Genomic DNA, 12,553 nt, shown 5'->3' on the forward strand with positions numbered 1-12,553 from the left:
TGTCGTGATGTGTCGGGAAATAGCAGTTCTGATTTATACGTTGAAGCGGAAGTGCATCACGTCACCGTCTTTGACGATGTAATCCTTGCCTTCCAGGCGCCATTTGCCCGCTTCTTTAGCACCGGCTTCGCCTTTGTACTGGATGAAGTCTGCGTAGGCGATGACTTCGGCGCGGATGAAGCCTTTTTCGAAGTCGGTGTGGATCACTGCTGCGGCTTGCGGTGCGGTGGCACCCACGCGGACAGTCCAGGCGCGAACTTCTTTTACGCCTGCGGTGAAGTAGGTTTGCAGGTTAAGCATTTCGTAGCCCGCGCGGATCACGCGGTTCAGGCCAGGTTCTTCAAGGCCCAGAGCCTCAAGGAACATGTCCTTCTCTTCGCCATCGTCGAGCTCAGCGATTTCTGCTTCGATCTTGTTGCACACTGGAACTACGATTGCGCCTTCTTCTTCGGCGATGGCACGGACCACGTCCAGAAGCGGGTTGTTCTCGAAGCCGTCTTCCGCAACGTTGGCGATGTACATGACTGGCTTGATGGTCAACAGGTGGAAGCCACGAGCCAGTTGTTTGTCATCGGTATTCATGTTCTTCACCAGGCTGCGCGCGGGCTTGCCTTCGGAGAAGTGGGCGATGAGTTGTTCCAGAATGGCTTTTTGCGCAACAGCTTCCTTGTCGCCGCCTTTGGCATTGCGCGTCACTTTTTGCAGCTGTTTTTCACAGCTGTCGAGGTCGGCGAAGATCAATTCCAGGTCAATGATTTCGATGTCGCGTTTCGGGTCGACACTGTTGGAGACGTGAATCACGTTCTCGTCTTCGAAGCAGCGAACCACGTGGGCGATGGCATCGGTCTCGCGGATGTTGGCGAGGAATTTATTGCCCAGGCCTTCACCTTTCGAGGCGCCAGCAACCAGGCCGGCGATGTCGACGAATTCCATGGTGGTCGGCAGTACACGTTCCGGGAGAACGATGGCCGCCAAAGCGTCCAGGCGTGCGTCCGGCATCGGCACGATACCGGTGTTCGGCTCGATGGTGCAGAAGGGGAAGTTCTCAGCCGCGATGCCGGATTTGGTCAGGGCGTTGAACAGGGTGGACTTGCCGACGTTGGGTAGGCCGACGATGCCGCAATTGAATCCCATGATATTTCCCCTTGGAGTTAGTCAGGCCTTCTGGCTGTGCAGGTTTTTCATCGCGCGGTTCCATTCACCGGCGAAGATATCCGGCAGCACGCCGAGGGCAAAATCGATACTGGCGTCCAGTTTTTCCTGTTCAGCGCGTGGCGCTCGACCCAGAACAAAATTGGAGACCTTGCTGGCATCACCTGGGTGGCCAATGCCAAGCCGCAGGCGGTGAAACGTATTCTGATTGCCGAGCTGCGCGATGATGTCGCGCAGTCCGTTATGACCGCCATGGCCGCCGCCTTGCTTTAGCTTGGCAACGCCGGGAGGCAGGTCAAGTTCATCATGTGCCACCAGTATGGCGTCTACCGGAATGCGATAGAAGCCAGCGAGCGCCGCCACGGCTTGGCCGCTGCGGTTCATGTACGTGGTGGGGATCAGTAGACGAACATCCTGACCCTGGTGAGTGAATCGCCCGGTCAGGCCAAAAAATTTTCGCTCGACGGCAAGATTGACGCCTTGCGCCGCAGCAATACGCTCAACAAAAAGAGCCCCTGCGTTATGCCGGGTCTGTTCGTATTCGGCGCCTGGATTTCCCAGGCCAACGATCAGTTGTATGGCAGTCACGACAGGGGCTCTTCCTTGGAGTTGTGGATAACATCGCTAGGCGTAGCGACAGAAGTGGGCGAAATATGCTCATTTACCATGATGTAAACTCCGCGATCTCGCCCGCTTTGCCTGACTATCGCTCGCGACGCTTTCTGAGCAACTCCGACGTTACCAAGCAATGAATTACTCGGCAGCGGTTTCTGCTTCAGGTGCTACACGTGGTGCGTGAACGTTGGCAACAGCCAGGTCGTTACCGTGTACCAGTGTTACGAACTCAACGCCTTTAGGTGCTTTGAGGTCGGACAGGTGAATGATGTCACCCACTTCAGCAGCGTTCAGATCGACTTCGATGAACTCAGGCAGATCTTTCGGCAGGCAAGTTACTTCGACCTGGGAAATAACGTGCGAAATTTCGCCGCCTTTCTTGATCGGTGCTTCTTCGTTGATGAAGTGCACAGGTACGTGAGCGATCAGTTTCTGACCAGCGATAACGCGTACGAAGTCAGCATGCATCACGTGGCCCTTGGCCGGGTGACGTTGCAGTGCTTTGATCACGACGTTCTGCTTGGTGCCACCAATGTTCAGTTCGATAACGTGGCTGAAAGCAGCGTCGTTTTCCAACAGTTTGGCAACTTCTTTAGCCAGCATGCTGATCGATTCAGGGGCTTTTTCGCCACCGTAAACGACAGCTGGAACCAGGCTTGCGAGACGACGCAGGCGGCGGCTCGCACCTTTCCCCAGGTCGGAACGCACTTCAGCATTCAAAGTAAAGTTATTCATGTTGTTTCTCCAAAATAACCACATTCGCCCAGCGGTTGCGACCGGCGCTCAGACGATATGGGCAAAAAAGCCCCGCCCCAACAGTAGGTTGGGGCGGGGCGCTTTTCGACAGCGTAATGCAACCGTGGGCAGAGCCCTTAGCGGAACATCGCGCTGATCGATTCTTCGTTGCTGATGCGGCGGACCGCCTCAGCAACTACCGGTGCAATATCCAGTTGGCGGATACGTGAACAGGATTGTGCGGCAGCGGACAACGGGATGGTGTTGGTCACCACCAGTTCGTCCAGCATGGAATTTTCAATGTTTTCGATAGCCCGACCCGACAGCACAGGGTGTGTGCAGTAGGCAAAGACCTTGGCAGCGCCATGCTCTTTCAGGGCCTTCGCCGCGTGACACAGAGTGCCGGCGGTATCGACCATGTCGTCGACCAGAATACAGGTACGCCCTTCGACATCACCGATGATATGCATCACTTCAGAGTGATTGGCTTTCTCACGGCGTTTATCGATGATCCCGAGATCGACGCCCAAGGATTTGGCAACAGCCCGTGCACGCACGACGCCACCGATATCCGGGGAAACAATCATCAGGTTTTCGAAGCGTTGATCTTCGATGTCATCCACCAAAACGGGGGAGCCGTAGATGTTATCTACCGGAATATCGAAGAATCCCTGAATTTGGTCCGCATGCAAATCAACCGTAAGAACACGATCGATCCCCACCACGGTCAGCATGTCAGCGACAACTTTCGCGCTGATAGCTACACGTGCGGAACGCGGACGGCGATCCTGGCGGGCATAACCAAAGTATGGAATCACCGCAGTGATTCGAGACGCTGAGGAGCGGCGGAAGGCATCTGCCATCACAACCAGTTCCATCAGGTTATCGTTGGTTGGTGCACAGGTTGGCTGGATAATGAAGACGTCTTTACCGCGGACGTTTTCATTGATCTCGGCACTGATTTCACCATCGGAAAATTTGCCGACGGAGATATCACCTAGAGGGATATGCAGCTGGCGTACTACACGCCTAGCTAGATCGGGGTTAGCGTTCCCCGTAAAGACCATCATCTTGGACACGCGCACTACCTGCCGGCTGAGGGTATACCTGGATGAGTATAGAAAATGGCAGGGGCGGCTGGATTCGAACCAACGCATGGCAGGATCAAAACCTGCTGCCTTACCGCTTGGCGACGCCCCTGTAATGTTTCACCTTGAGTGCCCAGCACTCAATTCTTAGAACAGATCTTGTAACTTGCGATGCAACATCGAAACGTTGCTTCCCTTTGCTACAAACCCTGTAAGGGTCTCTGTAAGAAGGGCCGAGACTTTATCAGCTTCGGCTTGGTTTGGGAAGGCCCCAAACACACAACTTCCAGTTCCGGTTAATTTTGCTTCGGCAAAATTGCCTAACAAATTCAAAGCGTTACGAACAGCTGGGTAACGCCTCTCTACAACCGGCTGACAGTCATTTCGACTGTTTCCCTCGAGAACGGGGCGCACTTTAATGGGAGGAGTGTCTCGTGTCAACAGTGGATCTGAAAAAATTTCTGCTGTACTTACAGATACTTGCGGTACAAGCACCAGATACCAAGGCTCTTCGGGGTTTACAGGGGTCAGTATTTCTCCGACACCTTCAGCAAACGCAGCATGTCCACGCACGAAAACCGGGACGTCCGCGCCTAATGTCAGGCCCAATGCGGCCAGGCGATCTTCATCCCAGCCAAGTTTCCACAGGTGATTCAGACCGAGCAATGTGGTGGCCGCATCGGAGCTTCCGCCGCCGATTCCTCCGCCCATGGGCAGACGTTTTTCCAGCCAGATGTCGATACCAAGGGTGCAGCCGGATTGTTTTTGCAATGCACGAGCGGCTTTTACGATCAGGTTACTGTCGTGGGGCACGCCGGGAATTTCAGTTTGAAGGCGGATTTCTCCGTCATCGCGTACGGCGAAACTGAGTTCGTCACCGTAGTCGAGAAATTGAAACAGCGTCTGCAACTCGTGATAGCCGTCTTCGCGACGGCCAAGAATATGCAGCATCAGGTTGAGTTTGGCGGGTGCCGGCAGCGTCAGGCGAGGGGTGTGCATGATTATTGCCCCAGTTTGCGTGGTTGCCAGTCCTTGATCACCAGCGTGACGTCGAGGTCCTGGCCGTGCAGCTTGATGCGCTCAGGCAGCCAATAGCCGTTCTGTTGCGTGTAGCTCAGGTATTCGACTTGCCAATCGTCCTGCTCGAGGCTGGCAAGGCGACTGTCGCCATCCAGGTTCAAGCGACTCCTGCTGCCGGGAGCGGGTAGACCGCGTACCCACCAGACAAGATGCGACACCGGTAATTTCCAGCCTAGTTGTTGTTGGAGCAAGTCTTCCGGGTTGGCAGCTTCGTAGCGGCCCTGATTGGCTACTTCCAGGGCGACGCTACCCGGTCGTCCGGTCAAGCGGGCTGCGCCGCGTCCCAGGGGGCCTGAGAGGCGGATATCGTAGTAGTCCTGACGCTGCAGCCAGAACAAGGTGCCGCTGCCCGAATCCTTCGGGGCGCGAATGCCGACCTTGCCGCTGATTTGCCACCCGTCAAGGCTGCTCAGTTGTGCTTTGTGTTCGCGCCATTGCGCGGGGTTGCCTTGGCCCTGCAGGGCTTCGCGAGAGGTAAAACCGGCGCAACCGGCGAGCAGGGCGATCAGGCTGAAAACGATAACGTGGCGCAAAAACATAAAATTAGAGAGTCTCGGATCCGGTCAGGCGCCGCAGAGTGCTGCGCAGAATAGGGCTATCAGGTTGTTGCTCGAGGGCTTTGCTCCAGACTTTCCGGGCTTCGCGCTGCTTGCCGTTGGCCCACAATACTTCGCCCAGATGGGCGGCGACTTCGTGGTCCGGGAAGCGTTCCAGCGCCTGACGCAGCAAGCGTTCGGCTTCATCGAGGTTGCCCAGGCGGTAATTTACCCACCCCAGACTGTCGAGTACGGCTGGGTCTTCCGGGTTCAGTGCGTGCGCTCGTTCGATCAGGGCCTTGGCTTCGGCATAGCGCGTCGTGCGGTCTGACAGGGTGTAGCCCAAGGCGTTCAAGGCCATGGCGTTGTCAGGCTCGCGCTTGATAATCGCGCGCAGGTCTTTTTCCATTTGCGACAGGTCGTCGCGTTTTTCCGCGAGCATGGCTCGTGTATACAGCAGGTTCAAGTCGTCGGGATACTGCTTCAACGCCTGCCCCAGCACTTGCCAGGCTCGATCGCTCTGGTTGTTGTTTGCCAGGGTTTCGGCTTCGATCAGGTACAGCTGAATCGCATAGTCGGGCTGCGCTTCGCGTGCGGCGGCCAGGCGTTTCGAGGCTTCGGCCACGCTACCGTTGCTCATCAGAATGTCGCTTTGGCGCAGTTGCGCCGGCAGGTAGTCATTGCCGGGGCCGACCTGAGCGTATTCGGTCAGGGCGTTTTGCGGATCGTTGCGTTCTTCGTAGACACGGCCGAGGTTCAGGTGCGCCGAATCAACGTGGCTGCCGCGAGCGATCAAGTCTTCCAGGTAGCCAACGGCTTCATCCCAGGCTTTGGCTTCAAGGCAAACCAGCGCCAGCGAATAACGCAACTCGTCGTCATCCGGGAACTGTTGCACCAGGCTGGAGAACTCGACTTTGGCGTCGTCCATGCGGTTCTGTTCGACCAGCATGCGGGCATAAGTCAGGCGCAGGCGTTTGTCGTCCGGGTATTGGCGAATGCTTTTTTCCAGGATCGGCAAGGCTTCTTTGCCTCGGTCCATGCCCTGCAGGAGGCGGGCCCGCAGCAGAATAGGGGTCACGTCGCCGTCATTGGCTGGATTGTCTTCCAGCAGTTTCAGGGCGCCTTGGGCGTCACCGTTCTGTTGGAGGAGCAAGGCTTTGCCGAAGATCAGCTGGCCGTTTTTCGGGTATTTCTTGAGCAGGCGATCAAAGCTGGTCAGCAAACCGTTGCGGGTATCTGCATCGGTTTCGGCGGCAGACAGCGCCAAAAAGTCAAAATGCGTATCGCCCTGTCCTTGCAGGACCTTCTCCATGTACGCCATGGAATCGTCATAGCGTCCGGCGCGGGCCAATTGAATCGCCGCCGCGCGTTGTGCTTCAAGATTGGTCGGGTCGTTTTTCGCCCAGATCAGCGAGGTATCCAGTGCTGCCTGATCGGCGCCCAGGTACTCGGCAATGTGGAAGGCGCGTTCGGAAATCCCTGGATCCTGAGTATTGATCGCTTGGGTGACGTAGTTATCCAGCGCGATGTCGAATCGGTTGCGCTGACCCGCCAGCTCCGCACTCAACAGGCTGAACACTGTGTCTTCGGTGAACGAGCTATAAACCTGCGGCTTGGGTGCGGGTGCGGGCGTCGTGTCTGCGGCCGGTGGCGTAGCATCCGGTGAAACGGGGGCTATAGCCTGGCAACCGTTCAGAAACACAAAGGCGAGAAGTAACGCGGAGGATCTATTCATATATAGGGAGAGGGCGACTTACCTGCGGTCGGATCATCATGACACAAGCCTAGGAGCAAACCCACAGCCTATGCGAAAACTACTCAACTGGCCTTTGGCGAGGCCAAAACACGGCCGATAAACGGCTTAAAAGGGGCCGCTCTATTCGGACAATAGTCTGCGGTGGTTGTTCTCACTCTGGCGAAGTAGGACAATTGCCGGCTTCACGTCACCATCAGCGACCTTGAATGGCCTTCCTTGCACTTGGTATTAACCATAAGACTGCTTCAGTAGACGTCCGCGAGCGCGTGGCATTTACGCCTGAGCAGTTGGTTGAGGCCTTGCAGCAGCTCTGCCGTCTAACCGACAGCCGCGAAGCTGCGATCCTCTCGACTTGTAACCGTAGCGAACTGTACATCGAACAGGATCACCTTGCGTCCGATGCCATACTGCGCTGGCTGGCCGATTATCATCATCTGAGCCTGGACGAGCTGCGCGCCAGTGCTTATGTGCATGAAGATGAGGCGGCCGTTCGTCACATGATGCGGGTTGCCTCAGGGCTTGACTCGCTGGTGCTCGGCGAGCCACAGATTCTCGGCCAGATGAAGTCTGCGTACGCCGTTGCGCGGGAAGCGGGGACCATTGGCCCGCTGCTGGGCCGGTTGTTCCAGGCCACCTTCAACGCTGCCAAACAGGTACGCACCGATACCGCCATTGGTGAAAACCCGGTGTCGGTGGCGTTTGCCGCTGTCAGCCTGGCCAAGCAGATTTTCAGTGATTTGCAGCGCAGCCAGGCATTGTTGATTGGCGCGGGCGAAACCATCACGCTGGTTGCCCGGCATCTGCATGATCTGGGCGTGAGGCGTATCGTGGTGGCCAACCGTACCCTGGAGCGGGCCAGTATCCTGGCCGCGGAGTTCGGTGCCCACGCGGTTTTACTGTCCGATATTCCGGCTGAGCTGGTCAAAAGCGACATTGTGATCAGTTCCACCGCCAGTCAGTTGCCGATCCTGGGCAAGGGCGCGGTGGAAAGCGCCTTGAAGCTGCGCAAGCACAAACCGATTTTCATGGTCGATATCGCGGTGCCTCGCGATATCGAACCGGAAGTCGGCGAGCTGGACGACGTTTACCTCTACAGCGTCGACGACCTGCACGAAGTGGTCGCCGAGAACCTCAAGAGTCGCCAGGGCGCTGCGCAAGCGGCTGAAGAGCTGGTGAGTCTGGGCGCCGATGAGTTCATGTTGCGCCTGCGAGAGCTGGCGGCAGTGGATGTACTTAAGGCCTATCGTCAACAAAGCGAGCGTCTGCGTGACGATGAATTGCTCAAAGCCCAACGCATGTTGGCCAACGGCAGCAGCGCCGAAGACGTGCTGGTGCAATTGGCGCGAGGGCTGACCAACAAATTGATGCATGCTCCAAGCGTGCAATTGAAAAAGCTGTCTGCCGAAGGTCGCCTCGATGCGTTGGCCATGGCCCAAGAACTTTTTGCCCTCGGTGAGGGCTCGACGGATAAACCCCCGCAATGAAAGCTTCACTGCTCAATAAGCTGGACATCCTTAACGATCGTTTTGAGGAACTGACCGCGCTGCTTGGTGATGCCGAAGTCATTTCCGAACAAAACAGGTTTCGCGCCTATTCCCGGGAGTACGCCGAAGTAGAGCCTATTGTCGTGACCTACAACCAGTTGCTCAAAGTACTGGGCGATCTGGAAGGTGCACAGGCGCTGCTCAAGGACAGTGACCCGGACATGCGTGAATTGGCCGTCGAGGAAGTCCGTGAAGCCAAAGAGCAATTGGCCGATCTGGAAGGTCAGCTACAGCGCATGCTCCTGCCCAAAGACCCGAACGACGGGCGTAATGTGTTCCTCGAAATTCGTGCTGGCACCGGTGGCGACGAGGCGGCGATTTTTTCCGGTGACCTGTTTCGCATGTACTCACGCTACGCCGAACGTCGCGGCTGGCGCGTGGAAATTCTGTCGGAAAACGTAGGCGAGCACGGCGGCTACAAAGAAATCATCGCGCGCGTCGAAGGCGATCACGTTTACGGAAAATTAAAATTCGAGTCCGGCGCCCATCGTGTGCAGCGCGTCCCTGAAACCGAATCCCAGGGGCGTATTCATACGTCTGCCTGCACTGTTGCGGTATTGCCTGAGCCCGATGAGCAACAAGTCATCGAGATCAACTCGTCTGATTTGCGCGTGGACACGTACAAGTCCTCCGGCGCGGGTGGTCAGCACGTGAACAAGACCGACTCGGCCGTGCGCATCACTCACCTTCCGACCGGCATCGTTGTCGAGTGCCAGGAGGAACGTTCTCAACACAAGAACCGGGCTCGGGCAATGTCCTGGCTGTCGGCGAAACTTAACGATCAGCAAACCAGCGCGGCGGCCAATGCCATCGCCAGCGAGCGTAAATTGCTGGTGGGGTCGGGTGACCGATCCGAACGAATTCGTACCTACAACTTTCCTCAGGGTCGTGTGACGGACCATCGGGTCAACTTGACGTTGTATTCCCTCGATGACGTTATGGCCGGTGGAGTCGATGCAGTGATAGAACCGTTGCTGGCCGAGTACCAGGCTGATCAACTTGCGGCATTGGGTGAGTAAATGACTATTATCGCCAGCGTGTTGAGAGCCGCCGAGCTTCCGGATTCGCCGACCGCGCGCCTGGACGTGGAGTTGTTGTTGGCTGCCGCTCTAGGCAAGCCCCGCAGCTACCTGCACACCTGGCCCGAGCGGATTGTCAGCAGCGAAGCGGCGCAGGTGTTTGCGTCCTATCTGCAACGCCGTCGTGCGGGCGAGCCGGTGGCCTATATTCTGGGCCAGCAAGGGTTCTGGAAGCTGGACCTGGAAGTTGCACCACACACACTGATCCCGCGTCCCGACACCGAGTTGTTAGTCGAAGTGGCGCTCGAACTGCACGCGATAACGCCTGCTCTGGCGCCTGTCACCGTGCTTGATCTGGGCACTGGCACCGGCGCCATTGCCCTGGCGCTGGCCAGTGAACGTCCAGCCTGGAGGGTAACGGCGGTAGATCGCATCCTTGAAGCCGTTGCATTGGCCGAGCGCAATCGTCAGCGCCTGCACCTGAACAATGTCACGGTGCTGAACAGCCATTGGTTCAGCGCACTTGAAGGTCAGCGTTTCGACATGATCATCAGCAATCCTCCTTATATTGCCAGCGCTGATCCGCATCTGGTGGCAGGAGACGTACGTTTTGAACCGAGCAGTGCCCTGGTGGCGGGCGTCGACGGGCTGGACGACCTGCGCGTCATCATTACCCAAGCGCCTGACTACCTTGATGTTGGCGGTTGGCTGTTGCTTGAACACGGTTACGATCAAGCCGCTGCTGTGCGCGACCTGATGGCAGGCCAAGGCTTTGAACGCGTGCACAGCCGCAAGGATTTGGGCGGCCACGAGCGTATTACTCTTGGGCGCCTCCCGTGCTGACCGATCAGGAACTGTTGCGCTACAGTCGACAGATTTTGTTGCAGCACGTGGATATCGACGGCCAGTTGCGCCTCAAACACAGCCGGGCGTTGATCGTCGGCCTCGGCGGCCTGGGTTCTCCAGTGGCTCTGTATCTGGCCGCTGCCGGTGTCGGCGAGTTGCATCTGGCCGACTTCGATACCGTGGACCTGACCAATCTGCAACGGCAGATCATTCATGACAGCCACAGCGTCGGGCAGAGCAAGGTGGATTCGGCCATTGAGCGCCTGACCGCGATCAACCCCGAGGTGAAACTGATCGCCCATCGCCGCGCGCTGGATGCCGACAGCCTGGCTGCTGCGGTAGCCGATGTTGACGTGGTACTCGATTGCTCTGACAACTTTGCCACCCGCGAAGCGGTAAATGCGGCGTGTGTCGCGGCGCGTAAACCGCTGGTCAGCGGTGCAGCGATTCGCCTGGAAGGGCAATTGTCGGTGTTCGACCCACGGCGCGATGACAGCCCGTGTTATCACTGCCTGTACGGGCATGGCAGCGAAGCTGAACTGACGTGCAGTGAAGCCGGCGTTCTCGGGCCTTTGGTGGGGCTGGTCGGCAGCCTGCAAGCACTCGAAGCGCTGAAGCTGTTGGCCGGGTTTGGCGAGCCGTTAGTGGGGCGTTTGCTATTGATCGATGCGTTGACCAGCCGCTTTCGTGAGTTGAGGGTCAAGCGCGATCCAGCCTGCAGTGTGTGCGGTCTTGCCCATGACTAACACCCATGAAGCGCCGATTGGGGTCTTTGATTCCGGAGTTGGCGGTTTATCGGTGCTGGGTGAAATTCGCAGCCTGCTACCCAACGAATCCCTGCTGTATGTGGCCGATTGCGGCAACGTTCCTTATGGCGAGAAAACCCCCGAGTTCATACGCCAACGCTGTGCGGTGATTGCCGATTTTTTCCAGAAGCAGGGCGCCAAAGCACTGGTGCTGGCTTGCAACACGGCCACGGTGGCAGGCGTTGCGGATTTACGCGAACGGTATCCTGACTGGCCTATCGTCGGCATGGAGCCCGCCGTCAAACCGGCAGCGGCGGCCACCCGCAGTGGCGTTGTGGGCGTGCTGGCAACCACGGGTACCTTGCAGAGCGCCAAGTTCGCGGCCTTGCTCGACCGGTTTGCACTCGATGTGCGGGTCATTACCCAGCCGTGTCCCGGCCTGGTCGAGCTGATCGAAACCGGCGATCTGGTCAGCCCGACTATCAGCAACTTGTTGCGCAGCTATGTTGAGCCGTTACTGGCTGCTGGCTGCGACACTATTATTCTCGGCTGCACGCACTATCCTTTCCTGAAGCCACTGCTGCGCCAAATGGTCCCGGAGTCGATCAGCCTGATCGACACAGGCGGTGCAGTCGCTCGGCAACTTCAACGGTTATTGACCCAGCGTGAGTTGCTGGCGACGGGGCCGGCTCAAGAAACGCAGTTCTGGACCAGTGCGGATCCGGAAGATTTCAGAAAAATCCTACCGCTGCTATGGAAAACATCTGGCTATGTGCGATTCTTCCCCCGGTAAAAAAAACGCGAAGAGCCCGGCTTTGAGCTGAGCTAACGTGTAACGGCGAATGTTCATAAAACGTCGCTGGATAAGTAAAGAGTTCCTACAACTGCATTCGAAAATAGGATGTTTCTGATGAAGCGACTGTTTTGTTTGGCTGCGATTGCGGCCGCACTAATGGGGCAAAGTGTTAGCGCTGAAGCTGCGGGCGTCGAGTTATCGGTCGGTCAGACTGGCGAATCGACAATGACCTATCGCTTGGGCTTACAGTTTGACTGGGATAAAAGCTGGTTACAGAGTGACGTGGGTCGCCTGACGGGTTATTGGGGTGGGGGTTACACCTACTGGGCCGGCCGCCATGGCGCCAGTAACAACAGCCTGTCGTTCTCGCCGGTATTGGTTTATGAGTTCTCGGGTCAAAACGTCAAGCCGTACGTGGAAGCAGGTATTGGCGTCGCGGTTTTTTCCGGCACTCGGGTAGAAAATCAACAATTGGGCACGTCGTTTTTGTTCGAAGACCGGCTTGGGTTTGGTCTGCGCTTTGCCGGAGGGCATGAGGTCGGGGTCCGTGCGACGCACTATTCCAACGCCGGGCTCAATGACGTCAACTCGGGTGTAGAAAGTTACGCCCTGCACTACACGATGCCTTTCTAATAGCGTA

At 57.2% G+C, this 12,553-nt stretch carries 13 protein-coding genes and 1 tRNA gene; 6 read left to right on the forward strand and 8 right to left on the reverse strand.

Annotated features, from left to right (window positions below; all coding sequences use genetic code 11):
* Positions 1 to 33 precede the first annotated feature (33 nt).
* From ychF to RGU44_RS24205, 8 genes are all read right to left on the reverse strand, one after another.
* Positions 34 to 1,134, reverse strand: a complete 1,101-nt coding sequence (gene ychF, locus RGU44_RS24170) for a redox-regulated ATPase YchF (protein ID WP_322278379.1) — start codon at positions 1,132 to 1,134, stop codon at positions 34 to 36.
* Between the two features lie 21 nt (positions 1,135 to 1,155).
* The gene (pth, locus tag RGU44_RS24175) at positions 1,156 to 1,740 is read right to left on the reverse strand and encodes an aminoacyl-tRNA hydrolase (RefSeq protein WP_322177907.1); all 585 of its coding nucleotides are present in this window, start codon (positions 1,738 to 1,740) and stop codon (positions 1,156 to 1,158) included.
* Positions 1,741 to 1,905: 165 nt separating this feature from the next.
* On the reverse strand, positions 1,906 to 2,502 hold the full coding sequence (locus tag RGU44_RS24180; RefSeq protein WP_322177908.1) for a 50S ribosomal protein L25/general stress protein Ctc: 597 nt from the start codon (positions 2,500 to 2,502) through the stop codon (positions 1,906 to 1,908).
* Between the two features lie 137 nt (positions 2,503 to 2,639).
* Positions 2,640 to 3,581 carry a ribose-phosphate pyrophosphokinase gene (locus tag RGU44_RS24185; RefSeq protein WP_219063551.1) on the reverse strand — a complete coding sequence of 314 codons (942 nt, stop codon included), beginning with the start codon at positions 3,579 to 3,581 and terminating at the stop codon, positions 2,640 to 2,642.
* 46 nt (positions 3,582 to 3,627) lie between these two features.
* Positions 3,628 to 3,702, reverse strand: a tRNA-Gln gene (locus RGU44_RS24190).
* Between the two features lie 35 nt (positions 3,703 to 3,737).
* Positions 3,738 to 4,589, reverse strand: coding sequence for a 4-(cytidine 5'-diphospho)-2-C-methyl-D-erythritol kinase (ispE, locus tag RGU44_RS24195; RefSeq protein ID WP_322177909.1), 852 nt, complete (start codon positions 4,587 to 4,589; stop codon positions 3,738 to 3,740).
* Between the two features lie 2 nt (positions 4,590 to 4,591).
* Positions 4,592 to 5,209, reverse strand: a complete 618-nt coding sequence (lolB, locus tag RGU44_RS24200) for a lipoprotein insertase outer membrane protein LolB (protein ID WP_322177910.1) — start codon at positions 5,207 to 5,209, stop codon at positions 4,592 to 4,594.
* A 4-nt stretch (positions 5,210 to 5,213) separates the two neighbouring features.
* A complete protein-coding gene (locus RGU44_RS24205; protein WP_322177911.1) occupies positions 5,214 to 6,941 on the reverse strand; it encodes a tetratricopeptide repeat protein in 1,728 nt (575 codons plus the stop codon).
* 227 nt (positions 6,942 to 7,168) lie between these two features.
* Between RGU44_RS24205 and hemA the strand changes: the two genes are divergently transcribed.
* The 6 genes from hemA to RGU44_RS24235 all read left to right on the forward strand — a co-directional run bounded on the left by hemA (position 7,169) and on the right by RGU44_RS24235 (position 12,546).
* Positions 7,169 to 8,446 (forward strand): glutamyl-tRNA reductase, encoded by a 1,278-nt coding sequence (hemA, locus tag RGU44_RS24210; RefSeq protein WP_219063481.1) that lies wholly within the window; start codon positions 7,169 to 7,171, stop codon positions 8,444 to 8,446.
* Positions 8,443 to 9,525, forward strand: a complete 1,083-nt coding sequence (gene prfA / locus RGU44_RS24215; protein WP_322177912.1) for a peptide chain release factor 1 — start codon at positions 8,443 to 8,445, stop codon at positions 9,523 to 9,525. Before hemA ends, prfA begins: the two co-directional genes overlap by 4 nt.
* A complete protein-coding gene (gene prmC, locus RGU44_RS24220) occupies positions 9,526 to 10,368 on the forward strand; it encodes a peptide chain release factor N(5)-glutamine methyltransferase (protein WP_322278380.1) in 843 nt (280 codons plus the stop codon). It begins immediately after the preceding gene.
* Positions 10,362 to 11,117, forward strand: a complete 756-nt coding sequence (locus tag RGU44_RS24225) for a molybdopterin-synthase adenylyltransferase MoeB (RefSeq protein ID WP_322177914.1) — start codon at positions 10,362 to 10,364, stop codon at positions 11,115 to 11,117. The genes prmC and RGU44_RS24225 overlap by 7 nt, the downstream gene beginning before the upstream one ends.
* Positions 11,110 to 11,910: a glutamate racemase gene (gene murI / locus RGU44_RS24230; RefSeq protein WP_322278383.1), complete on the forward strand. Its 801-nt coding sequence runs from the start codon at positions 11,110 to 11,112 to the stop codon at positions 11,908 to 11,910. Before RGU44_RS24225 ends, murI begins: the two co-directional genes overlap by 8 nt.
* Positions 11,911 to 12,027: 117 nt before the next feature.
* Positions 12,028 to 12,546: an acyloxyacyl hydrolase gene (locus tag RGU44_RS24235; protein WP_322177916.1), complete on the forward strand. Its 519-nt coding sequence runs from the start codon at positions 12,028 to 12,030 to the stop codon at positions 12,544 to 12,546.
* Positions 12,547 to 12,553 lie beyond the last annotated feature (7 nt).

It is taken from the genome of Pseudomonas sp. 5C2 (assembly GCF_034314155.1).
GTDB lineage: Bacteria > Pseudomonadota > Gammaproteobacteria > Pseudomonadales > Pseudomonadaceae > Aquipseudomonas.

Bases quoted from the DNA above. Each gene is read 5' to 3' on its own strand.
- ychF (WP_322278379.1), bottom strand. From the start codon at position 1,134: ATGGGATTCAATTGCGGCATCGTCGGCCTACCCAACGTCGGCAAGTCC.
- prmC (WP_322278380.1), top strand. From the start codon at position 9,526: ATGACTATTATCGCCAGCGTGTTGAGAGCCGCCGAGCTTCCGGATTCG.
- prfA (WP_322177912.1), top strand. From the start codon at position 8,443: ATGAAAGCTTCACTGCTCAATAAGCTGGACATCCTTAACGATCGTTTT.
- RGU44_RS24235 (WP_322177916.1), top strand. From the start codon at position 12,028: ATGAAGCGACTGTTTTGTTTGGCTGCGATTGCGGCCGCACTAATGGGG.
- hemA (WP_219063481.1), top strand. From the start codon at position 7,169: ATGGCCTTCCTTGCACTTGGTATTAACCATAAGACTGCTTCAGTAGAC.
- RGU44_RS24205 (WP_322177911.1), bottom strand. From the start codon at position 6,941: ATGAATAGATCCTCCGCGTTACTTCTCGCCTTTGTGTTTCTGAACGGT.
- ispE (WP_322177909.1), bottom strand. From the start codon at position 4,589: ATGCACACCCCTCGCCTGACGCTGCCGGCACCCGCCAAACTCAACCTG.
- murI (WP_322278383.1), top strand. From the start codon at position 11,110: ATGACTAACACCCATGAAGCGCCGATTGGGGTCTTTGATTCCGGAGTT.
- RGU44_RS24180 (WP_322177908.1), bottom strand. From the start codon at position 2,502: ATGAATAACTTTACTTTGAATGCTGAAGTGCGTTCCGACCTGGGGAAA.
- lolB (WP_322177910.1), bottom strand. From the start codon at position 5,209: ATGTTTTTGCGCCACGTTATCGTTTTCAGCCTGATCGCCCTGCTCGCC.